The organism is Kitasatospora sp. McL0602, assembly GCF_052076145.1.
Lineage (GTDB): Bacteria > Actinomycetota > Actinomycetes > Streptomycetales > Streptomycetaceae > Kitasatospora.
This window is the reverse complement of sequence record NZ_CP197246.1, coordinates 6,466,014-6,486,741: the sequence shown is the minus strand read 5'-3', so window position 1 is coordinate 6,486,741 and position 20,728 is coordinate 6,466,014. Positions and strand designations below refer to the sequence as shown.

The 20,728-nt window shown below is 72.1% G+C and carries 23 protein-coding genes; 10 read left to right on the top strand and 13 right to left on the bottom strand.

Translation table 11 applies throughout. The annotated features are described in order from the left end of the window. Nucleotides 1-25 precede the first annotated feature (25 nt). Nucleotides 26-1,288 (bottom strand): APC family permease, encoded by a 1,263-nt coding sequence (locus tag ACR68M_RS29435; RefSeq protein WP_441247186.1) that lies wholly within the window; start codon nucleotides 1,286-1,288, stop codon nucleotides 26-28. A gap of 85 nt (nucleotides 1,289-1,373) precedes the next feature. After that, nucleotides 1,374-2,216 carry a class I SAM-dependent methyltransferase gene (locus tag ACR68M_RS29430; protein WP_441247185.1) on the bottom strand — a complete coding sequence of 281 codons (843 nt, stop codon included), beginning with the start codon at nucleotides 2,214-2,216 and terminating at the stop codon, nucleotides 1,374-1,376. A 310-nt stretch (nucleotides 2,217-2,526) separates the two neighbouring features. Between ACR68M_RS29430 and ACR68M_RS29425 the strand changes: the two genes are divergently transcribed. The 3 genes from ACR68M_RS29425 to ACR68M_RS29415 are packed head-to-tail and all read left to right on the top strand — an operon-like array spanning nucleotide 2,527 to nucleotide 5,186. Next, complete coding sequence (locus ACR68M_RS29425; protein ID WP_441247184.1) at nucleotides 2,527-3,720, top strand: NAD(P)/FAD-dependent oxidoreductase; 1,194 nt, start codon at nucleotides 2,527-2,529, stop codon at nucleotides 3,718-3,720. Beyond that, nucleotides 3,717-4,643 carry an RNA polymerase sigma-70 factor gene (locus ACR68M_RS29420; RefSeq protein WP_441247183.1) on the top strand — a complete coding sequence of 309 codons (927 nt, stop codon included), beginning with the start codon at nucleotides 3,717-3,719 and terminating at the stop codon, nucleotides 4,641-4,643. The genes ACR68M_RS29425 and ACR68M_RS29420 overlap by 4 nt, the downstream gene beginning before the upstream one ends. A 27-nt stretch (nucleotides 4,644-4,670) precedes the next feature. After that, nucleotides 4,671-5,186 carry a GNAT family N-acetyltransferase gene (locus ACR68M_RS29415; protein WP_441247182.1) on the top strand — a complete coding sequence of 172 codons (516 nt, stop codon included), beginning with the start codon at nucleotides 4,671-4,673 and terminating at the stop codon, nucleotides 5,184-5,186. A 36-nt stretch (nucleotides 5,187-5,222) separates the two neighbouring features. On the opposite strand, the gene ACR68M_RS29410 is transcribed toward ACR68M_RS29415, so the two are convergent. Together ACR68M_RS29410 and ACR68M_RS29405 are read right to left on the bottom strand one after the other, a co-directional pair. Beyond that, complete coding sequence (locus ACR68M_RS29410) at nucleotides 5,223-5,795, bottom strand: O-methyltransferase (protein WP_441247181.1); 573 nt, start codon at nucleotides 5,793-5,795, stop codon at nucleotides 5,223-5,225. A 29-nt stretch (nucleotides 5,796-5,824) separates the two neighbouring features. Next, on the bottom strand, nucleotides 5,825-6,406 hold the full coding sequence (locus tag ACR68M_RS29405) for a chloramphenicol phosphotransferase CPT family protein (RefSeq protein WP_441247180.1): 582 nt from the start codon (nucleotides 6,404-6,406) through the stop codon (nucleotides 5,825-5,827). A gap of 98 nt (nucleotides 6,407-6,504) precedes the next feature. Here ACR68M_RS29405 and ACR68M_RS29400 point away from each other — a divergent pair, with 98 nt between their 5' ends. After that, nucleotides 6,505-7,371 carry an arylamine N-acetyltransferase family protein gene (locus ACR68M_RS29400; protein WP_441247179.1) on the top strand — a complete coding sequence of 289 codons (867 nt, stop codon included), beginning with the start codon at nucleotides 6,505-6,507 and terminating at the stop codon, nucleotides 7,369-7,371. Nucleotides 7,372-7,374: 3 nt separating this feature from the next. Here ACR68M_RS29400 and ACR68M_RS29395 read toward each other — a convergent pair whose 3' ends face one another. From ACR68M_RS29395 to ACR68M_RS29385, 3 genes are all read right to left on the bottom strand, one after another. Continuing rightward, nucleotides 7,375-8,493, bottom strand: a complete 1,119-nt coding sequence (locus ACR68M_RS29395) for a TIGR03364 family FAD-dependent oxidoreductase (RefSeq protein WP_441247178.1) — start codon at nucleotides 8,491-8,493, stop codon at nucleotides 7,375-7,377. Nucleotides 8,494-8,614: 121 nt separating this feature from the next. Continuing rightward, nucleotides 8,615-9,331, bottom strand: a complete 717-nt coding sequence (locus ACR68M_RS29390; protein ID WP_441247177.1) for a response regulator — start codon at nucleotides 9,329-9,331, stop codon at nucleotides 8,615-8,617. Further along, nucleotides 9,328-10,551 (bottom strand): sensor histidine kinase, encoded by a 1,224-nt coding sequence (locus ACR68M_RS29385; RefSeq protein ID WP_441247176.1) that lies wholly within the window; start codon nucleotides 10,549-10,551, stop codon nucleotides 9,328-9,330. The genes ACR68M_RS29390 and ACR68M_RS29385 overlap by 4 nt, the downstream gene beginning before the upstream one ends. A 137-nt stretch (nucleotides 10,552-10,688) precedes the next feature. On the opposite strand from ACR68M_RS29385, the gene ACR68M_RS29380 reads away from it, so the two are divergent. Continuing rightward, complete coding sequence (locus ACR68M_RS29380; RefSeq protein ID WP_441247175.1) at nucleotides 10,689-11,087, top strand: DUF4190 domain-containing protein; 399 nt, start codon at nucleotides 10,689-10,691, stop codon at nucleotides 11,085-11,087. A gap of 31 nt (nucleotides 11,088-11,118) precedes the next feature. On the opposite strand, the gene ACR68M_RS29375 is transcribed toward ACR68M_RS29380, so the two are convergent. The 3 genes from ACR68M_RS29375 to ACR68M_RS29365 are packed head-to-tail and all read right to left on the bottom strand — an operon-like array spanning nucleotide 11,119 to nucleotide 12,366. Beyond that, a complete protein-coding gene (locus tag ACR68M_RS29375; RefSeq protein WP_441247174.1) occupies nucleotides 11,119-11,430 on the bottom strand; it encodes a TfoX/Sxy family protein in 312 nt (103 codons plus the stop codon). Then, nucleotides 11,427-11,774 (bottom strand): nuclear transport factor 2 family protein, encoded by a 348-nt coding sequence (locus tag ACR68M_RS29370; RefSeq protein ID WP_441247173.1) that lies wholly within the window; start codon nucleotides 11,772-11,774, stop codon nucleotides 11,427-11,429. The genes ACR68M_RS29375 and ACR68M_RS29370 overlap by 4 nt, the downstream gene beginning before the upstream one ends. Further along, a complete protein-coding gene (locus ACR68M_RS29365; RefSeq protein WP_441247172.1) occupies nucleotides 11,767-12,366 on the bottom strand; it encodes a TetR/AcrR family transcriptional regulator in 600 nt (199 codons plus the stop codon). Before ACR68M_RS29365 ends, ACR68M_RS29370 begins: the two co-directional genes overlap by 8 nt. 119 nt (nucleotides 12,367-12,485) lie before the next feature. Here ACR68M_RS29365 and ACR68M_RS29360 point away from each other — a divergent pair, with 119 nt between their 5' ends. Together ACR68M_RS29360 and ACR68M_RS29355 are read left to right on the top strand one after the other, a co-directional pair. Next, nucleotides 12,486-13,382 (top strand): polysaccharide deacetylase family protein, encoded by an 897-nt coding sequence (locus ACR68M_RS29360; RefSeq protein WP_441247171.1) that lies wholly within the window; start codon nucleotides 12,486-12,488, stop codon nucleotides 13,380-13,382. A gap of 41 nt (nucleotides 13,383-13,423) precedes the next feature. Then, nucleotides 13,424-14,419 carry a ketopantoate reductase family protein gene (locus tag ACR68M_RS29355; protein WP_441247170.1) on the top strand — a complete coding sequence of 332 codons (996 nt, stop codon included), beginning with the start codon at nucleotides 13,424-13,426 and terminating at the stop codon, nucleotides 14,417-14,419. A gap of 21 nt (nucleotides 14,420-14,440) precedes the next feature. On the opposite strand, the gene ACR68M_RS29350 is transcribed toward ACR68M_RS29355, so the two are convergent. Next, nucleotides 14,441-15,259 carry an SDR family NAD(P)-dependent oxidoreductase gene (locus tag ACR68M_RS29350; RefSeq protein WP_441247169.1) on the bottom strand — a complete coding sequence of 273 codons (819 nt, stop codon included), beginning with the start codon at nucleotides 15,257-15,259 and terminating at the stop codon, nucleotides 14,441-14,443. Between the two features lie 237 nt (nucleotides 15,260-15,496). Here ACR68M_RS29350 and ACR68M_RS29345 point away from each other — a divergent pair, with 237 nt between their 5' ends. Then, on the top strand, nucleotides 15,497-16,366 hold the full coding sequence (locus tag ACR68M_RS29345) for a 3-hydroxybutyryl-CoA dehydrogenase (RefSeq protein WP_441247168.1): 870 nt from the start codon (nucleotides 15,497-15,499) through the stop codon (nucleotides 16,364-16,366). Nucleotides 16,367-16,613: 247 nt separating this feature from the next. After that, nucleotides 16,614-18,005 (top strand): condensation domain-containing protein, encoded by a 1,392-nt coding sequence (locus tag ACR68M_RS29340; RefSeq protein WP_441247167.1) that lies wholly within the window; start codon nucleotides 16,614-16,616, stop codon nucleotides 18,003-18,005. Nucleotides 18,006-18,026: 21 nt separating this feature from the next. Here ACR68M_RS29340 and ACR68M_RS29335 read toward each other — a convergent pair whose 3' ends face one another. Then, on the bottom strand, nucleotides 18,027-18,332 hold the full coding sequence (locus ACR68M_RS29335) for a cupin domain-containing protein (protein ID WP_441247166.1): 306 nt from the start codon (nucleotides 18,330-18,332) through the stop codon (nucleotides 18,027-18,029). A 419-nt stretch (nucleotides 18,333-18,751) separates the two neighbouring features. Between ACR68M_RS29335 and ACR68M_RS29330 the strand changes: the two genes are divergently transcribed. Beyond that, on the top strand, nucleotides 18,752-19,747 hold the full coding sequence (locus tag ACR68M_RS29330) for a phospholipase D-like domain-containing protein (RefSeq protein WP_441247165.1): 996 nt from the start codon (nucleotides 18,752-18,754) through the stop codon (nucleotides 19,745-19,747). 49 nt (nucleotides 19,748-19,796) lie between these two features. On the opposite strand, the gene ACR68M_RS29325 is transcribed toward ACR68M_RS29330, so the two are convergent. Further along, nucleotides 19,797-20,633 (bottom strand): chitosanase, encoded by an 837-nt coding sequence (locus ACR68M_RS29325; RefSeq protein WP_441247164.1) that lies wholly within the window; start codon nucleotides 20,631-20,633, stop codon nucleotides 19,797-19,799. Nucleotides 20,634-20,728: the final 95 nt, after the last annotated feature.

Genomic DNA, 20,728 nt, shown 5'->3' with positions numbered 1-20,728 from the left:
CGACGGACACGCCCGGCGGACGCGTTCAGCGGCGGCGGAGCCCGTACACGGCGGCGCCGGCGGCGAGCACGGCCGCGCCGGAGAGGGCGGAGGCGGCGGGGAGGGCGCAGGCGAGGGCGAGGCAGCCGGCCAGGCCGACGACCGGGACGGCGCGGGGCGGGCGGCGTTCGGCGCGGGTGAGGGTGAGGGCGGCGGCGTTGGCGATCGCGTAGTAGGCCAGCACGCCGAAGGAGGAGAAGCCGATCACGCCGCGCAGGTCGGTGGTGGCGGCGAGCAGCGCGACGACGGTGCCGACGGCGAGCTCGGCCCGGTGCGGCACCTGGAAGCGCGGGTGGACGGCGGCGAGGGCGTGGGGCAGGTGGCGGTCCCGGGCCATCGCGAGGGTGGTGCGGGAGACTCCGAGGATGAGCGCGAGCAGCGACCCGAGGGCCGCGACGGCGGCGCCGGCGTTCACCACCGGGGCGAGCCCGGGGGCGCCCGCCGCGCGGACGGCCTCGGTGAGCGGCGCGGCGGCGTGGGCGAGCCGGTCCGGGCCGAGTACGGCGAGCACCGCGACGGCGACGGCCGCGTACACGGCGAGCGTCAGACCGAGGGCGATCGGCACCGCGCGCGGGATGGTGCGCTCGGGGTCGCGGACCTCCTCGCCGAGCGTGGCGATCCGGGCGTACCCGGCGAAGGCGAAGAACAGCAGCCCGGCCGCCCGCAGGACGCCGCCGGGCCCGGTGTCGCCGCCGATCGCGAGCCGCGCGGTGTCGGCGGCTCCCCCGGCCAGACACGAGACGACGACGGCTGCGAGCACCGCGAGCACCGCGGCGACGATCGACCGGGCCAGCCAGGCGGCCTTCTGGACGCCCGCGTAGTTGACGGCTGTCAGCGCCACGACGGCCGCGACGGCGACCGCGCGGGCATGGCCGGGCCAGACGTACAGGCCGACAGTCAGGGCCATCGCCGCGCAGGAGGCGGTCTTGCCGACCACGAACCCCCACCCGGCGAGATACCCCCAGAACGCGCCGAGCCGCTCGCGGCCGTAGACGTACGTGCCGCCGGAGGCCGGGTAGCGGGCGGCCAGCCGCGCGGAGGAGGTCGCGTTGCAGTACGCGACCACGGCGGCCAGCGCCAGCCCGAGCAGCAGCCCGGATCCGGCCGCCGCAGCGGCGGGGGCCAGCGCGGAGAAGACACCCGCGCCGATCATCGCCCCGAGGCCGACCACGACGGCGTCGAACACCCCGAGCCGCCGCCGCAGGGCCGGAGCTGGTACCGGTATCTGGGTACCGCCGTGGGGGTTCATCGTCCGCCCGCTCCTCCTGCCGCGCCAATGCCGGGCGGCACCCTACCTGGCGCAGGTGTCCGCCCGGCGACGGAGGTGGTGCGCCTCAGCGGCTCCCCGCCAGGGTGAGGTGACCGCCCGCTCCGCTGACCCGGCCGGGCGGGAGGCCCAGGTAGCGGGTGGCGACACCGTCGGGGCCGAGATCATTCAGGACCGTCAGGCCGAGGGCGGCGAGCTCTGCCGCGAGCTCCTCGGGGGCGAAGTAGGTGAGCCAGGGCTCCCCGAGGGCCGCGACCCGCAGCGCCCGCGCCTCGTGGTCCGCGCGGCGCTCCGGCGGGAGGTTCTCGGGCGGGTCGCCGTAGTCGAGGACTATCCGGGCCCCGCCGGGGAGTGCGCCGACGAAGCGCAGCGTGGCGAGCACCGCGTCGCGGGACAGGTAGGGCACCACGCCGAGCCAGCTGAAGAACGACGGCCGGTCGCGGTCGAACCCGGCGGCGGCCAGCTCTTCGGCAAGCGTGGCGGTCTCGAAGTCCACCGGCACGTAGGTGAGCGAGCCCGGCGCCACGATCCCGGCCTCGGCCAGCCGTCGGCGCTTCCACTCCTGGCTCGCGGGGTGGTCGACCTCGAAGACCCGCAACCCGCCCTCGGCGTGGGGGTTGCGGTAGGCGAAGGTGTCCAGCCCGGCCCCCAGCACCACCAACTGCCGGGTGCCGTCGGCGTACGCCGCCGCGAGGCAGTCCTCGGCGAACCGGCTGCGGGCCGCCAGGAAGAGCCGCATCGGCCGTCGCTCGGGCTGCTGCCCCGCCTCCTCGGCCAGCTCCGCCGGGTCCACACCCAGCAGGCGGACGGCCAGCGGGTCGGTGAAGACCCGTCCGGCTTCGACCAGTTGGTGGACGGCTCGGTGGCGCGCGACGGCCCAGGCCGTCCGGCTCGGCTGACCGGTCTGCACGGCCGGCTCCCCTCCGCTGCTCCGCCGGGCGGGCAGCACTGCAACGCCCGGCACCGGTCCGACTTTTCGCACGCAGTCTACGGCGGCGCGGCAGGGAGGTACCAGCCCCTGCCACCGGGCCTGCGGCTTCTGCCGCCCCGTCAGTCTCCGCGCACAGCCGGTCGATCATGGTTGAATGCCGCGCGCGACCGCGCTCCCCTCGCGATGTGACGCAGGCCACATCGCACGCATGTCACGAACGGAAGGGCAGCTTGCGTCTGGTGGTCGTCCGCACAGCGGGAACGACCGGCACGAGGGAGACAGCAGAGCGATGAACACGACAGCAGCACAGCAGCACGAGGTCCTGGTCCTGGGCGCGGGCTACGCCGGGCTCTCCGCCGCGATCCAGCTCGCGGCCCGCACCAGGAAGCGCGGGAACCTGCGGGTGACGCTGGTCAACCCGTACAGCAGCTTCACCGAGCGGCTCCGCCTGCACATGACCGCCACGGGCCAGGAGACGGCCGAGATGAACATCCCGGAGCTGCTGGACGGCACCGGCGCCGACTTCGTCCGTGGCTGGGTCACCGCCGTGGACGCCGAGGCGAAGACCGTCCGGATCGACGACGACCGGGTCCTGCGGTACGACACCCTGGTCTACGGCCTGGGCAGCGTCGCGGACACCGTCGCCGTCCCCGGCGTGGACGACCACGCCTACACCCTCAACGGCCCGGAGGACGCCGCCCTCCTCTCCGACCACCTGACCCGGCTCGGCAACGGGACGGTCGTGGTCGGCGGCAGCGGCCTGACCGGCGTCGAGGCCGCCGCCGAGATCGCCGAGCGGCACCCGGAGCTCCAGGTGGTGCTGCTGGGCCGGCAGGAGCCGGGCGCGAGCATGCACCCGAAGGCCAAGGCCTACCTGGACGCGGCGCTCGCCCGGCTGGGTGTGCAGGTGCGCAGCGGCGTGGACGTGGTCAAGGTGCTGCCGGACAGCGTCGAGCTCGCGGACGGCTCCAGCGTCCCGGTCGCCGCGGTGCTGTGGACCAGCGGCACCCGCGTCTCTCCGCTGGCCGCCGCCGCGGGCCTGACCGCGGACGAGCGCGGCCGGGTGGTCACCGACGGCGCGCTGCGCTCGGTCTCCCACTCGGACGTCTACGCCGTGGGCGACGCGGCGGCGGTCCGTCAGGGCTACGGCGTGATGCACGGGACCTGCCAGAGCGGCATGCCCACCGGCGTGCACGCGGCCCTGTCGATCCTGCGGGTGCTGGCCGGCAAGGAGCCCAGGGCCTTCCGCTTCGGCTACTACCACACACCCGTCAGCCTGGGCCGGAGCGACGCCGTCGTGCAGTTCACCCACCCCGACGACAGCCCGCGCCGGATCGTGCTGACCGGCAAGCGGGCCGCGAAGTACAAGGAGACCGTCTCCGCCGCGCCGTGGGCGACCTTCGCCCGCATGAAGAGGATGCCCGCCTCGGGCGCCCTCTGGCCGCACGGCGGCCGCTACACCCGGATCAGGAGCGCCAAGTGACCCAGCCGCAGCAGCCCGGCCCCGACCAGCTCGCCTTCCAGCAGTACCGCACCCTGCTCTTCTCCGTCGCCTACCGCATCCTCGGCACCGCCGCCGACGCCGAGGACCTCGTCCAGGACGCCTGGTTCAAGTGGTCGTCGGCCGACCGCTCCCAGGTCGCCGACCCCAAGGCCTACCTGACCCGGATCATCTCCAACCTGGCGATGGAGCGGCTCCGCTCGACCCGCCACCAGCGCGAGACCTACGTCGGGCCGTGGCTGCCCGAGCCGATCCTCACCGGCCCGGACACCGCCGACGGCGTCGCCACGGCGGACTCGGTCTCCATGGCGCTGCTGGTCGTCCTGGAGACGCTGAGCCCCCTGGAGCGGGCGGTCTTCGTGCTGAAGGAGGTCTTCGCCTTCAGCCATGCGGAGATCGCGGAGGCGGTGGAACGGTCGGAGTCGGCCGTCCGGCAGGCCGCACACCGCGCCCGCGAGCACGTCCAGGCCCGTCGGCCCCGCTTCACCGCGGACCGCGCCCGCCAACGCGACGTCACCGAGCGGTTCTTCGCGGCGACGACGGGCGGCGACATCAACACCCTGATGGAGCTGCTCTCCCCGGACGTGACGCTGTGGACCGACGGCGGCGGCAAGGTCCGCCAGGCCCTCAAGCCGGTCATCGGCCTGAAGACCGTGGCCGGTTGGCTCGCCGCGCTCGGCACCGTGACCTACCAGGGCATCGAACCCGGTCAGATGCGGGCGGAGCTCACCTGGATCAACGGCGGCCCGGGGGTGGTCTTCCGTGGCCCGGACCGCGTGATCGCCACGCTGACCTTCGACTTCGATCCGGAAGGCCGCATCTCGACCATCCACAACGTGGCCAACCCGGACAAGCTCCACGCCGTCGCCGACGGCATTCGACGCGAGCTCTCCCATCCGGCCTGAGCGCGGCATTCCTGCGAAGATCAAGGAATGGAGACGACGCTGCACGGCTCGGCCGTCACGCTGCGCCCGGCGACGGCCGCCGACATCCCGGTGCTGGCCGCGATCCGGGCGACGCCGGAGGTGCTGGCCCGGTGGCGTGGCGGGCCGGATCTGGCGGCCGAGGTCGCGGAGGACCTGGCCGACACCGACACCCCGGTGCTGGCGGTCGAGTACGGCGGCCGGGTGGTCGGCGCGATCCAGTGGTACGCCGAGCCGACGCCGGACTACCGCCACGCGGGCATGGACATCTTCCTCGACCCCGCCGTGCACGGACGCGGCCTCGGCACGGACGCCGTCCGCACCCTGGCCCGGCACCTGGTCACCGACCACGGCTTCCACCGGCTGGTGATCGACCCGGCCGCCGACAACGCCGCCGCCATCCACTGCTACCGCAAGGTCGGCTTCCGCCCGGTCGGCATCATGCGCCGGTACGAGCGTGCCGCCGACGGCAGTTGGCACGACGGCCTGCTGATGGATCTACTGGCGGACGAACTGACCGGCTGAACTGACCGCCTGAGCCGACCACCTGAGCCGACTGCTTCACCGCCGTGCCGCGACGACCGCCGAACTGGTGGGCGTCGTGAGCACCTCGCTCGCCTCCAGCGCCGGGTGGGTGAGGTAGAACAGCCGGAGTTCGTCCACCTCGCCCTCGAAGCGCGGCGGCCAGTGCGGCGAGGGGGTGAAGTCGTCCAGGATCAACAGGCCACCGGGGGCGAGCAGTTCGATCACCCGCTCCGGGTCGTCGCGCTTGCCGCCGCCGTCGCAGAAGAAGACGTCGAAGGGGGCGAGCGGCTCCAACAGCCTCCAGTCGCCGGTGAGTACGCGTACCCGCTCGTCGTCCTCGAAGAGCTCGGCGGCCCGGCGGGCCAGCCCCTGGTCACGCTCGACCGTGAGCAGCCGGGCGCCCGCACCGGCGAGCCCGCTGTGCAGCCAGGCGGTGCCCACCCCCGAGCCCGTGCCACTCTCCGCGACGACTCCGGCCGGCTTCGCGGCGGCGGCCAGGGCGAGCAGCCTGCCGACCTGAGGGGTGCAGCTCTTGGTGAACCCCACCTCGGCGGCGGCGAGTTCGGCGGCCGCCACCCTGTCCGGTACGGCACGCGCTGTGCTCTCCATCGCCGCTCTCCCCCTGAGGTGCTGCTTCGCTACGCGGCCCGGCCGGCCCGCAGCCGGTCGAAGGCGGTGGGCGCGCCGGGCACCCTCGTGGCGAGGAAGTCCCTGACGGCGCGAGCGCATTCGGCGGTGCTCGCCGCTGCGGTGTCGACCTCGACATCGTAGTCGCGGTGCACGTGCACCCGGTCGTACTGGAACGCGGCGATGCCGGCCGACCGGTCACCCCGGGCGGTCTCGCGACGCTGCAACTCCTCCAGCGGGCAGTGCACACCGACCAGGACGACGTCGTGCCCGGCGAGGACGTCCAGGCAGTCGGCCAACCGCCACGGCTCGCTGAGCACGTGGTCGACCACGACGTTGTTCCCGGCCGCCGCCATGCCCGCGATGGAGCGGTGGAAGCCGCGCCGCATCCGGCCCAGGGCGAGGTCGAGCCGCTCAGGGGTGTCGAGGAGGTCCTCGCGGCGGGAGCCCATCGCGTTGAAGGCGTCCACCGAGAGGTGGAACCAGACCGAGTCGAGCGTGGCCAGCAGTTCGGCGGCGAGGCTCGACTTCCCCGAACTCGACGTGCCGTTGAGGAAGATGACCTGCCCTTGTACCTGCTCCTGTGCATCCATGCGGTAACCCCTCCGTCGTTCCGGCCTTCCATGATCGCACTGCCTGCCCTCGTTGAAAAGATCATGCTTTCGGCGGCCGCGAACGCTACTGTGCCGACGTGCAGACACCGACACTCCCCGCCGACCTGACCGACCGTTACCTCCAGCACCTCGGAGTCCCCGCTCCCGGCTCCCCCACCCTGACGGCCCTGTTCGCCCTCCACCGGGCGCACGTCACGCGGGTGCCGTTCGAGAACCTGGAGATCCAGCTCGGCGGCCCGACGACGATCGACCCGCAGGAGTCCGCCGAGCGGATCGTGCGCGGGCGCGGCGGCTACTGCTTCCACCTCAACGGCGCCTTCGCCGCCCTGCTCGAAACCCTCGGGTACGAGGTCGAACGGCACACCGGCGGCATCCAGCGCACCGCCGAGCAGCCCGCCGGGGCGAGCGGCGACCACCTCACCCTGACCGTCCGCTGCGAGGGCGAGGTCTGGCTGGTCGACGTCGGCCTCGGCCAGGGTCTGTACGAGCCCGTACCGCTGCGCGAAGGCACCTACCAGCAGGGCCTGTTCACCCTCTCGCTCGCCCCCTCGGCAGCCGAGCCCGACGGCTGGCGGCTCACGCCGGACCCGCAGTACGGCTACGTCGGCATGGACTTCCTCCCGAAGCCGGCAGCGATCGCCGACTTCACCGAGCGTCACGACTGGCTCTCCACCTCCCCCGAGTCCCCCTTCACGCCCTTCCCCTGCGCCTTCCGCCAGGACGCCACCGGCATCGACGTCCTGCGCGGCTGCGTCCTCGTCCGGGTCGACGCCGACGGCCGCCACGTCCGCGAACTCGCCAGCGCCACCGAGTGGTTCGACACCCTTCGCGACACCTACGGCCTGGACCTGCCCGCCGTCGGAGCCGCCGCACGCGAGGCGTACTGGGAGCGGATCAGCGCCGCCCACCAGGCCTGGAAGGCCATGATGGCCCGGAAGGCGTAGCACTCAGCCGACGAGTCCGTCGAAGACCTCAGGGGCGATGCCGAGTGCGGTGGTCATCCCGACCCCGGCCGTCACGGCGACCACCCGCACGCCGTCCGCCGGGGCCTCGATCAGGAAGGACTGCGCGCCGGAGCCGTAGACCCCGCGCCAGCGCTCGAGGACCGTCAGCCTCTCGACGCCCAGCAGGGCGGCGGTCTCCCGCAGTACGGCGTCGTCGAGCGCCTCGTCCTCGAAGGGGGCGGGGGTGGTGTCGTAGCTGTGGGTGTCGCCGATGGTCAGCGATCCGTCGGGGCGCTGGGTGAACATCAGGTTGAGTCCGATGCCCACCAGCTCGGGCCGCTCCCGGCCCAGCCGTTCGCGAAGCGCCGGGAGGCTCGGGCAGGCGGTGAAGCCGCCGTAGCGGGCCATCGAGAAGCCGGTCTGCACGGCCGGGTCGATGGTCACGCCGTACGGGTTCTCCACCCGCAGCATCCGCAGCACGCAGCGCTTCACCTCCGCCTTCGCCGCCAGCTCGGGGAAGTGCCGGTCGATGTCGTGCCCGGTGGCGAGGATGACCGTGCCCGCGCGCAGCTCGCCCCGGCTGGTGCGGACCAGGCCCGGTTCGACGCCGTGCGCGGTGGTCGCCCAGTGGAACCGGGCCCCGCGCGCCGCCAGGTGGCGGGCGATGGCGGGCACGCACTCGCGCGGGTCGACCCGCATGTCCTCGGGCAGCCAGGCCCCGCCGAGCACGCCCTCCCCCAGCGGCACCCGCTCCCGCGTCTCGGCCGCGCTGAGCAGCCGCACCTGACGCTCGCCGCGCACTTCGCCGAACTCGCGCAGCACCGCCAGCTCGTCCTCGGCCCTGGCCACCATCACGGTGCCCGTCCGGCGCAGCCAGAACCCGGCCTCCGCCGCCAGCTTCGCCCACCGCGAGCGCGCCGCCGTCCCGTACCGCAGCCCGTCCCCGTCCAGCCCGGTCGCGCACGCGTGGCCGAAGTTCCGTACCGACGCCCCGGTGGCCCGGTCGCCCTGCTCCACCACCGCCACCGACAGGCCGCGCTCCAGCGCCTCGTAGGCGTGCGCGAGGCCGACGATCCCCGCCCCGATGACCACCACATCGGCCGAGCCCAGCGTGTCGATCACGACTCTCCCCTTGCCTAGTTGTATGTACAACTTGCCTCAGGAGAACCTACGACCCGTCACCGGAACCTGCCGACACACTCCGAGTGAATTTGCCGTGAACTCACGGTGGGTGGCAGGCGCTTCAGCACGCCACTCCCGGGACCACCAGGCCGGATTCGTAGGCGATCACCACCGCGTGGGTCCGGTTCTGGGCGCCGAGCTTGGTCAGCACGTTGCCGACATGGGTCTTGACCGTCTCCAGGCTCACCGTGAGCGACTCCGCGATCTCCGGGTTGGAGAGGCCGGTGGCCACCAGGCGCAGCACCTCCTCCTCGCGTCCCGTCAGCGCCGCGCTCGGCAGCGCCTCGGCGGAGCCCAGCGGGCGGGCGGAGACCATCCGGCGCAGGGCCGCCGGGAAGAGGATCGCCTCGCCCGCCGCCACCACCCGCACCGCCTCCGCGATCTCGCGGACCGGCCGCCGCTTCAGGACGAACCCGCTCGCACCGGCGCTGAGCGCGGCGGTGACGTAGCCGTCGTTCTCGAAGGTGGTGATCACCACGACCTTGGGCGGTCCGGCCTGCTCGGCGAGCAGCTGCCGGGTGGCCTCGATCCCGTTGCAGCGCGGCATCCGCACGTCCATCAGGACCACGTCCGGCCGCAGCAGCCGCGCCTGCTCGACCGCCTCGACCCCGTCGGCGGCCTCCCCGACCACCGCGATGCCCGGCTGCGCCGCGAGCAACGTCCGCAGACCGCTGCGGGTCACCTCGTCGTCGTCCGCGATCAGGAGCGTCACGGGGGTGTCGGCGGGGCTGGTGGCGGGGCTGGTGGCGGCCGGTTCGCCCGTACCGGAACTGATCATGCCGGCAACCGTACCGGCAGGCGGACCGTCAACCTCCACTGCTGCGGCCCGTCCGGGCCGGCCTCGATCTCGCCGTGCAGCAGCCGCACCCGCTCGGTCAGGCCGGGCAGGCCGTGCCCGGACGTCGGGAAGGCCCCCGCCGCCCCCGCACCCGTCCCCGCCCCGGTCCGGTTGACCACACTGAGCTCCAGCACGTCCGGGGCTGCCGCCACCCGGACCTCGATCGGCCCGCCCGCCCCGTGCCGCAGCGCGTTCGTCAGGCCCTCCTGCAAGATCCGGTACGCCGCCCGGGAGAGCGTCCCCTGCACCTTCGCCAGGTCACCCGACAGCTCCGGCTCCACCACCGCCCCCGCGTGCCGCAACCGGGCCAGCAGCTCCGGCAGTTCGGCCAGCGTCCGGCTCGGCGCCGTCGCCGCCTCCTCCTCCCTCAGCACGCCCAGTACGTAGTCCAGGTCCTCCAGTGCGGCCCGGGTCGACTCCTCGATGCTGCGCAGGGCGGCCCGCGCCGCCGCCGGGTCGGCGGAGAGCACCTCGCCGGCCACCGCTGCCTGGATGGTGGCCGCCGTCAGCGTGTGCCCGATCGAGTCGTGCAACTCGTGGGCCAGCCGGTTGCGTTCGGCCAGCTGCAGCTCCCGTTCGGCGGCCAGTGCGAGCCGCTCGGCCGAGGACGGCCCCAGGAGTAGTGGCGCCGACCAGCGCAGAGCGCTCGTCACCAGCACGCACGCGGCCAGCGCCAGCAGCAGGCAGCCGAGCCCCACCACCCAGGCCCAGCCACCGGTCGGCTGGGCCGACCAGCCGAACAGGCTCACCCGCGCCTCGCCGTCGAGCCGACCCACCGGCAGGGTCAGGCCCGCGAGGAGCAGCAGCCCGATCACCAGCGCCGCCGTCCACCCCAGTGCGACGTGCAGCAGCAGCCAGAGCGAGGTCCGCCAACGGCGCGCGCCGGACGGCGCGGCCGGCGGCAGCGGCACCCTCAACGCCCGGCGGGCGCACGCGATCAGCACCCGCCGCGTGGTGCGGGCCAGGCCCACCGCGCCGACCAGCACCGCCCAGACCAGCAGGACCAGCGCGATCTGCACGCCCTCCGGGGCGGATCGCGCCGCCGCTGTCGGCAGCAGGGCGAACGGCAACAGCGGCAGGCTCGCCAGCGCGCCGGACCAGGCGAACAGCACACCCATGTACGTGGAGCCGCGTAGCAGCGGCCGGATTCCCCAGATCATGATCGTCAGTATGGCCGGGCAGCCCACCTGCGACCTCCCCCGATCGGGGGAGCACTTCTTCCCGCCGTCCGGCGATGCGCACCCGGCACCCCGGAGGCCAGGATCGTGCCGTTGACCGGTCGACGGGAGGACTCCGGATGAACACGCAAGGGACAGCGGCGCCTTGGGCAGCTGTGTACGACAACGCCGCCACCACCGGCAACGGCAGGCGACCGCCGGTCGGCCGGAACGGCCTGGCCGTGCCCGCCATGGTGCTGGGCATCACCGGCCTGAGCACGTCGATCGTCTTCATCGGCGGCCTGCTCGGCGCTGTCGGCCTGCCGCTGGGGATCGCCGCCCTGATCGGCGCCAGGCGGGGCGGCACCGGCCTGGGCAAGGCCATCATCGCCGTGGTGACGTCGTTCCTCGCGATCGTGCTGGCCGTACTGCTGGCGATCGGCCTGGTCTGGTACGCCGACCGGACGCAGAAGTGCTACCAGCCCGACAGCCTTCGGCAGTACCAGCAGTGTGTCCGCCAGCAACTCTCCGGAGCCTGACCCGAGCCGGTCGGCCGGGGGCCGCCACCGGTCAGCCGAGAGCCGCGCGGGCCAGGGCGCCGAGCGCGGCCCGGTCGTCGAGCGCCTCCACCGGGACGCTCCAGTACCGTCGCACCACCACCTCGCGCCCTGCGGCCCGGTAGCTGAACGGCACCGACCCGGCGTCCTCGTACGAGGCGCGGGCCGCGTCGTCGACGCGCAGGTAGAGGGTGTCCATCACCATCGCGAACTGGATGCCGTGGCTGCGCAGCGCCCAGCCGCCGAAGTAGCGGTGGACGGTGACCTCGCCGAGCGACGCCAGCTGGTCGGCGACGTGTTCGGCGAGGCCACGCGATCCGCTCACGCGGGGAGGAAGAACCCGGTGATGTCGGCGAGCCGGCCGTCGCGGTGGAGCGCGGTGCTCACGCCCGCCATCGCGGGCTCACCCTGCTCGCTGAGCTGGGTCCACCGTGCGAGCGACCGGTCGTGGTGCTCGTGCACCTCGTCGATGCGGAACCGGTGGCCGGGGAAGGCTCCGGCGAATCCGCCCATGTAGGCCGCCAGTTCGGTCAGCCCGCCGACCTCCGTGCCCGGGTCGCGGTAGGCGACGTCGTCGACCGCGACGGCGCCGAGCGCGGCGAGCCGCTCGCCAGGCTCGGCCGACCAGCATGCGGCGTAGTTCTCCCAGAGTTGCTGTGAGTCACTCATCACTGTCCTTCTTTCTCGGGCCGATCGACGCCAGCGCGCCGTCGGTGATCGTGTGCAGTTTCGTACGGGGCGTGCCGGCCCTGACCAGCACCAACAGGCCCTGGTAGAGCGCCAGTAGGTGGGCCGCCGACACCTCGACGTCGAGATCCGCAGAGAGCAGGCCCAGGGCGCGGGCGCGCGTCAGGGCCTCGGCGAAGCCGGACTCGATGGTCTCCAGCCCCCGGCGGACGGCGTCGGTGGTCTGCGGGAGGGTGAAGGACTCCACCGCGGTGTTGGTGAGCAGACAGCCCGGATCGGGATCGGGTCCGGTCTCGAACGCCGAGGTGAAGAACGACCGGATGCCCGCCACCGGGTCCGCCGGCTCCAGGAGATGGACCCGGACCCGGCCTTCGACCACCTGGTCGTTGTAGGCGTCCAGGGCGGCGCGGAACAGGCCGTCCTTGCTCTCGAAGACGCGGTAGAGACTGCCCGGATGCAGCCCGGTCGCCTCCTCGATGTCCCGCACGGAGGCGCCGAGATAGCCCCGGCGACGGAACAGCCGCATGGCGGAGGCCAGCACCTCCGCCTGGTCCCAGAGCTGTCTGCGGCCCATCGCCACCTCCGTAGTTGAACGATTGCTCACAAAAATAGCACGCCGGCCGCAGCAGCGACGCCGGTGACGGGCCGACCCCGAATCGCACAGGCTTTCCGCACTGTCTAGGCTGTCGGACGATGACTGTCGACCGACGCAGTGTGCTGCGCTCCACAGCCCGACTGGCCGCTCTCACTGCCGCCGGGGGGCTCGTCGCCGCCTGTGGCGACGACACCACCGGCCCGGCGCCGGGCCAGGCGTCGTTCGCCGCCAGAGCGCAGCCCTCTCACCTCAACACCGTCGGCCCCGCCGCCACCGGTGCGCCCGCCGTGGCCTCCGGGTCGCCGACCGCAGCGCCGGGCGCCGGGGCGGGCGCCTCGGCGAGCACGCAGCCGACGCCCGGTGCGCCGCCCGCCTCGCCGCCGCTCGCGGTGAACACGCCGGACGAGGTGGTGAACGGGCCCCGGGACCGCAAGCAGGTCGCGCTCACCTTCCACGGGCAGGGCGACCCGGCCCTGGCCACCGCGATACTCGCCGCCGCCGAGCAGCACGGCGCCCGGCTGACCGTCATGGTCGTCGGCAGCTGGCTGGACCAGCAGCCGGCCATGGCCCGGCGCATCCTGGACGGGGGCCACGAACTCGGCAACCACACCCAGAACCACCTCGACATCTCGACGATGACGCCCCAGCAGGCCCACGACGAGATCGCCCAGTGCGCCGAGCGCCTGCAGAAGCTCACCGGCTCGATCGGCCGCTGGTTCCGCCCGTCCGCCGCCCAGTACGCCAACGCGATGGTGCGCGAGCAGGCCAAGCTGGTCGGCTACCAGCACTGCCTCTCCTTCGACGTCGACCCGCGCGACTACACCGACCCGGGGGCGGACGTCGTGCAGCGCCGCCTGCTCAAGGCCGTCAGCGGCGGCTCGGTGGTCGCCCTGCACATGGGCCACAAGGGCACCGCCGACGCCCTCCCCGGCATCCTCGCCGGGCTGGCCGGCATGGGCCTCAGCGCGGTGACGGCCAGTCAGCTCTGCGCCTGACCCACTGTCGGCCGCCGCCGATCACGTGGAATGCTCGACCCATGCGATACATCATCATCGGTGCGGGGGCGGTCGGCGGGACGATCGGGGGCCGGCTCCTCGAGAGCGGGCACGAGGTCGTCCTCGTCGCGCGCGGCGCCCACCTGGCGGCGCTCCGGGCGGACGGTCTGACGTTCACCACGCCCGAGGGCACCCGCGCCCTCGCCGTCCCGGCCGTCGAGGGGCCGACCGCGCTGGAGCTGCGGCCGGACGACGTCCTGCTGCTCACCGTGAAGACCCAGCACGCCGAGGCGGTGCTCGCCGAGTGGGCGGCCCAGCCGGTCGCGGGCGGCGGCACCGCCGGTGAGCTGCTGCCGGTGATCTGCGCGCAGAACGGGGTGGAGAGCGAGCGCCTCGCCCTGCGGCGCTTCCGGCGGGTCTACGGGATGTGCGTCTGGCTGCCGTCCACGCACGTCGAACCGGGCCGGATCAGCGCGGCGGGCGCACCCATGACCGGCGTCCTGCACGTCGGCCGGTACCCGTCGGGGGCCGACGGGACGGCCCGGCAGATCTGCGCCGACCTGGAGAAGTCGGTCTTCCGGGCACCGCTCTCCGACGATGTGATGGCCTGGAAGTACGGAAAGCTGCTCGGCAATGTCGGCAACTCGCTGGAGGCGATCGGCGGCCCGCTGGACGGCGACCTCCGCCAGGAGCTGTACCGCAGGGTGGTCGCCGAGTACCGGGCCACCCTGGCGGCAGCGGGCATCTCCTACGTGAGCGCGGACGAGCAGCGCGCCGTCCGCGGCGATCTCGTCACCCTCCAGCCCCTCCCCGGCGTCGAACGCGGTGGCGGCTCGTCCTGGCAGAGCCTCAGCCGTGGCACGGGCACCATCGAGGCCGACTACCTCAGCGGCGAAGCCGTCCTGCTGGGCCGCCTGCACGGAATCCCGACACCCCTCAACGAAGCCCTGCAACGCCTCGCCAACACCTTCGCCCGCACCGGCCGCCCCGCAGGCAGCGTCACCGACGCCGAACTGACGGCCCTGCTCGACCTGTAGACGTGTGGACCTCCGGCGGCGCTACGCCATCGGGTCGTCCGGCCCGTACGGGCGCAGGCGGAGGGTGCGGGCGTCCGCCTCACGGATGGTGTCGGCCTCGGCGACCAGGCGTTCGAGGTTGTCCCGGCCGGCGTGGATGAACCGGCCGTGCAGACTGTCGAAGCGGCCCCGGGCGGCGTCCACCGCGACGGCCACCATGTACGGGATGCTGCCCCACTCCTTCATGTCGGCGAACATCGGCATCCCGGCCGTCATGTCGGTGGCCACGGCGCCGGGGCTGACGTCGAGGACCACGACCTGGTGGGCGGCGAGCGAGTCGGCCAGGTTGTCGGAGAGCTTGAGCAGCGCGCCCTTGGACGTCGCGTACGCGGTGTAGTCCCCGTCGGGGCGCAGCGCGAAGCCGGAGTTCAGGTTGAGCACCCGGCCGCTGCGGCGGGCGGTCATGCCCGGCAGGACGTACCGCAGCAGGTTGAACGGGCCGCGAAGGTTGGTCTCGACGACCTGCCACCACTGGTTCGGGTCGGCCTCCCAGAGCGGGCCCTCGGTGCGGTCGACCTGGCCCGCGTTGTTGACCAGCAGGTCGATCGGCCCGAGATCGCGCTCGACGGTCCGGACGGCCTCCCGGACGGCGCCCGGCCTGGTGACGTCGGCCGTCACGGCGATACCCCTGGCGCCGTGCCGGACGCACTCCCGGAGCGTCCCGATCAGCGTGCTGTGCGTACGTCCGAGCAGGCCCAGGGTCATGCCCTCGGCCGCGAGCCCGATGGCGATCTCCCGCCCGATCCCCCGACCCGCTCCGGTGACCAGCCCGACCTGCCCTGTGAGCGAACCCGTCGGCATCCGCTTCCCCTCCTCGGTTTGCTCGGCATTCTCGCCCCGGCAGCGCGCCGGACGGCGGAAACCCCCGGACGCACGTGACGCATCTCATCCGATCGGCCTATCCCCCACCGAGGTGAACCATCGTTCGCTTCGGAGTAGTACGGTCGTGCAGGCGACACTCGCGGGTACCACCCGTGCCGTGCCGTCGGCTGAGCATCTGCTGGGTCAACCCCCAGCATCACTGTGAAGGGCATCTGAGTGAGTGACATCGCGCGCGTCGGAGTGGTCGGCTGCGGACTCATGGGTTCGGGCATCGCCGAGGTCTTCGCCCGCTCCGGGCTGGACGTCCTGGTCTCCGAGGCCAGTGGCGAGGCCCTGGAGTTCGGCCGGACCCGGCTGACCAACTCCCTGGAGACGGCCGTCAGGCGCGGCAAGCTGACGGAGGAGCAGCGCGACGAGGCACTCGGCCGGATCGGCTTCACCACCGACCTCGCCGACTTCGCCGACCGCGACCTGGTGGTCGAGGCGGTCGCCGAGCGCGAGGACATCAAGGTCAAGATCTTCCAGACCCTGGACCAGGTCGTCGAGCGCCGCGACGCCATCCTGGCCTCCAATACCTCCTCCATCCCGATCGTGAAGCTGGCCTCCGCCACCTCCCGCCCGGAGCAGGTCATCGGCCTGCACTTCTTCAACCCGGCCCCGGTGCAGAAGCTGGTCGAGGTCGTCCCGACCCTCACCACCTCCGCCGACACGACCGCCCGGGTCGAGGCCTTCGCCGTCCAGGTGCTGGAGAAGGAGCCGATCCGCGCCCGCGACCGCGCCGGCTTCGTGGTCAACGCCCTGCTGGTGCCCTACCTGCTCTCCGCCGTCCGGATGTTCGAGTCGGGCGTGGCCACCGCCTCCGACATCGACAAGGGCATGGAGGCCGGCTGCGCCCACCCGATGGGCCCGCTCCGCCTCTGCGACCTGATCGGCCTGGACACCATCGTCTCCATCGCCGAGTCGATGTACGACGAATACAAGGAGCCGCTCTTCGCCGCTCCCCCGCTGCTCTCCCGCATGGTCGACGCCGGCCTGCTCGGCCGCAAGTCCGGCCGCGGCTTCTACGACTACACCGCGACCGCCTGACGCACCGCCAGACGGCCACAGCCCGGCCCGGACCTCTCGGTCCGGGCCGGGCTGCTTGTTTTCGCCACTACGGAGCCCGCCGGCCGGCCGAGCCCTGGACCGGACCGTATCCGTCGGACTGTCGGCTCGTTGGACTACATCAGTGTTGGTGTGGTGACGGGAGGAGGCCGGATCGCCGGAGGGCTCACAGCCACGTGCAACCCCTCCACCACCCTCTCTCTGCCCCGTGTGCGAATGGAGACATCCCGTGCGAATCACCGACATCCAGCGGTGCGAGGTCCGGCCCGGACTGCTAGTCGAGTGGACGCTCGATCCGGCAGCCGTCGAGGCAGCGACGGCCCTGCCGGAGGACTCCCGGCCGCCGGCCTACGTCCAGGAGTCCCACATCAGGACGGCCCGATCCGTGCGCGAGGACGGCCTGTTCGTACCGACCTGGCTCGGCACGGCATTCGACATCCCCGGCGCGGTCGATCTCGACGTACTTCAGGGCGCACTACGGAGTTGGATGCTCCGGCACGAGACGCTGCGCAGCGGCTTCCGTTGGGTCGGCGACGAGATGAGCCGGTTCACCCTCGCCGCCGAGGCCGTGTCACTGCAACGCGAAGTGGTCGGCGACTTCCCGGACGCGAACAGGCTGGTCCAGTACCTCCAGGACCGCTTCGACGTCGCGGCGGACGCGCTCAGCTGGCCGAACTTCATCTACACGGCGGTCGTCCGGGAGGACTGCACGAGCGTGTACATGGTCTTCGACCACAGCAACGTCGACTCGTACTCCATCCAACGCATCCCCGCCGAGATCCACGAGCTCTACACGGCGGGCGTCGAGGGCCGCGCGGTGGAGCAGACACCGGTCAGCAGTTACGTCGACTTCTGCGAGATCGAGCGGGCGAACGCCGACCAGATCGACGACACCCACGCGCTCGTCTCCCGCTGGCGGGAGTTCATCAACCGGTGCGACGGGAAGCTGCCGAACTTCCCGCTCGATCTCGGCCTGGAGCCCGACGGCGAACTACCCACCCAGAAGCTCATGCACGAGATGCTCGTGGACGCCGAGGCCGCCGCCGCGTTCGAGTCGTACTGCCGGCCCTTCGGCGGGAGTCTGGCCGGCATCCTGGCCGCCACGAGCCTCATCGTCCACGAGATCGGCGGGCAGTCCGTCTACCGCACGGTCGTGCCGTTCCACACCAGGGTGAAGTCCCGATGGCGCAACTCCGTGGGTTGGTACGTCGGCGGCGCCCCGGTCGAGATCCCCACCGCGCAGTCACCCGACTTCGACAGCGCCCTGGAGCTGGTGCGCACCGCGATGCGGACCAACAGGCCACTGGCCAGCATGCCCATCGCCCGGGTACTCCGCCTGCTCGGCTCGGACTTCCGTCCGACATCGCCCGACCTGTACTCGATCGTCTCGTTCGTCGATGCCCGGGGCCTCCCCGGCTCCGAACGTTGGGCCGAGCTGAAGGCGTACGGACTGGTCAGGGTCTCGTACGGCGACCAGGTATGCGTCTGGATCAACAGGCTCCACGAGGGCCTGCAGTTCGCGAGCCGCTACCCGGACACCGACATCGCGTACAAGAACATGCGGCTCTACGTCGAGCAACTGCGGGAAATCATCATCTCGGTGGCCCGGAAGGGGTCCTGAGACCAAGGCGTTGTGGTGCCGCTACTCCTCCGGAAGTTCCACGATCACCAGCGTGCCCCGGCTGCCCGGACCAACCGTGTGCACGGTTCCCGCCGCGACCATGAACAGCTCGCCCGCCCGCACCGACACCGGAGTGCCGTCCGCCACCAACTCCAGTCGGCCGTCGAGTACGAGGAGCGCCTCAGCGGCACTGTGACTCTCCTCCGCCACTGGCATCTCGTCCATGCGCAGGACCTTCACGCAGGCCGCCCCCACTCGGCCCAGTTGGAGCGAACTCCATGCCTCCGGAAGTCCGGACGCAGTCTCCATCAGGTTGATCACACTCATGGCGCACGCCTCCTGACGAACCCGGTCGTTCAAGCCGAACGGGCCCGCGCATCAAGATCAATGGATGCCTTGGAAGCTACCCGACCAGGAGCAACAAGTGGTCGACCGTTTGGCAAAGACTGCCGACGGGTGGGCCCGAGCATCTGCGCCGTGAGGACCGGTGCGACCAAGAATGCGCTCCTGGCGGCCGTGCCGGCCGGGCAGTGGCCGGTCCTGAAGCCGCAGTTGGTCCATCGTGACTACCTGTGCTCGCGAGCTCTTCATCGCCGCTCTCGCGTCCCGGAGTTGACGGGGACCGGCCGTCAAGAATTTACCTACCGGGTCTACCCGCGTAAACGGGGGCGGGGGCATCCTGGTCGGGCCTTTCGGGCGCCCGAGCGTTCGGGTCTCAACTGCCCGCCATCCTGGTGGAGTTACGCATGCCCAGAATCAATGCTGCCCGCCGTACGGCGATCGCCGCCGGTGCCCTGCTCGCCTCGGCCGGGCTGCTGGCCGGCGGGGTCGCCGCGCAGGCCGCGACCGGTACGTACTCGCTGCTCACCTTCCCGGACCAGAGCCACAGCGCCGTCGTCAGCTTCGTCAACACCGCGACCAGGTCGGTGGACGTGACGATGTACGAACTGCGTGACACCAGCGTGGTGAACGCCCTGGTGGCCCGGCAGAAGGCGGGCGTCAAGGTGCGGGTGATCCTCGACGGCCAGCACACCTCGGTCAACGGCTCGGCCTACTCGGCGCTGCGGGCCGGCGGCGCGGGCGTGACGTACTCCTCCTCGGCGTACGTCTACACGCACCAGAAGACCGTCACCGTGGACGGCGCCAAGTCGCTGATCCTGACGGGCAATCTGGACTCGGTCTACTACGCGAACGACCGTGACTTCGGCGTCTTCAACAGCGACACCAACGACGTCGCGGCGATCGAGCGGGTCTTCAACGCCGACTACGCGAAGACCGCCGTCACGCCGACCGACGGCGACGACCTGGTCTGGTCGCCGACCGACTCGCAGAGCCGCCTGCTCGCACTGATCAACGGCGCCCAGCACTCGCTGGACCTGGAGCAGTTGGAGTTCGGCGACAGCGCGCTGGTGAACGCCATCGTGGCGGCCGAGCAGCGCGGTGTGGCCGTCCGGGTGGTGGGCATGGACCCGGGCAGCTACGCGAGCTACTTCGACCAGGTGGTCGCGGCGGGCGGCTCGGTGGCGACGTACTCCTCCTCCGGCGGCCTGTACGTGCACGCGAAGGTGATCGTCGCCGACTACGGCACCGCCACCGCCAAGGTGTTCGCGGGCTCGGAGAACTTCTCCGACAACTCCCTCAACCACAACCGCGAACTCGGCCTGATCATCAGCGACTCGGGCGTCCTGACCGGCATCGAGGCGACCGTCTCGGCGGACTTCGCAGGCGGCACGGTCTACTAGCGCCGCACGCCGGAGGGGGCAGCCCAACAGCCGCCCCCTCCACTGGCGTTCAGCTGTTGATGGAGTAAGGGTCGCCGTAGACCTTCCACTTCAGCGGGGGGTTGAGGTCGAAGTTCTTGGCGTTGAGGAAGACCAGCTGCTCGGTGTCGACGCGGCTGGTGTCGCTGTGGGCCTCCTCCTTCTTCATGACGACCTTGCGGGCGTCCAGGAAGGCCTTGAGGTAGGTGGCCTCGTCGCCGCCCTGGGCGGGGGTCTTGGCCTTCTTCATCGCCGCGCTGCGGATGCCGCCGAAGCTGTCGCTGTCGGCGCCCGGCCCGTGCATGACGATGGCGTCGTAGTAGGCGAACTGGCCCAGCGCGCGCAGGCCGTCGGCCTTGGCCTGCTTGACGGCGGGGTCGAAGTACACCCGGTCGCGCTCGTCGTTCTGGGCCTGCTGGAAGACGGTGTCCTTGGCGGCGGTGGCCCAGTCCTTGGTGAAGGCGGTGCCGAGGCCGGAGTGCGAGGCGCTGCCGTTGACCTTCTTCAGGGCGGGCAGGTACTTGGCGAGGACGTTGCCGGACTTGAGGTCGGTGTAGTGCTGGACGAGGTCGAGCATGTCACCGGTGCCGGAACAGAAGCCGATGATCCCGGCGGTGTAGCCACGGCCGTCGCCGATGTCCTCGATGTACTTGTACTGGGCCTTCCAGTCGAGCGAGGAGTTCTCCGCGCTGGAGACGAGCTCCATCGCGATCTCCTTCTTGTGCGCGTCGTCGAGGCCGATGCTCGCCTTGGCGACCACACCGGCGGAGGTGGCGGCGTTGCCGACGCCCGCGGCGGCGAGGGACACGGGTATCACGGTGAGGGCAACGGCCAGGGCGAGTCGTGCCGTCCGGTGCTGCGCGTACATGGGCGCTCCGTCTTCCGTCGGGGGGCATGGAGGTGCCCTCGAAGGTGAGTTAGGAAAGTTTCCTAACTTGGCTTGGACAGATTGAAGCGCCCAAC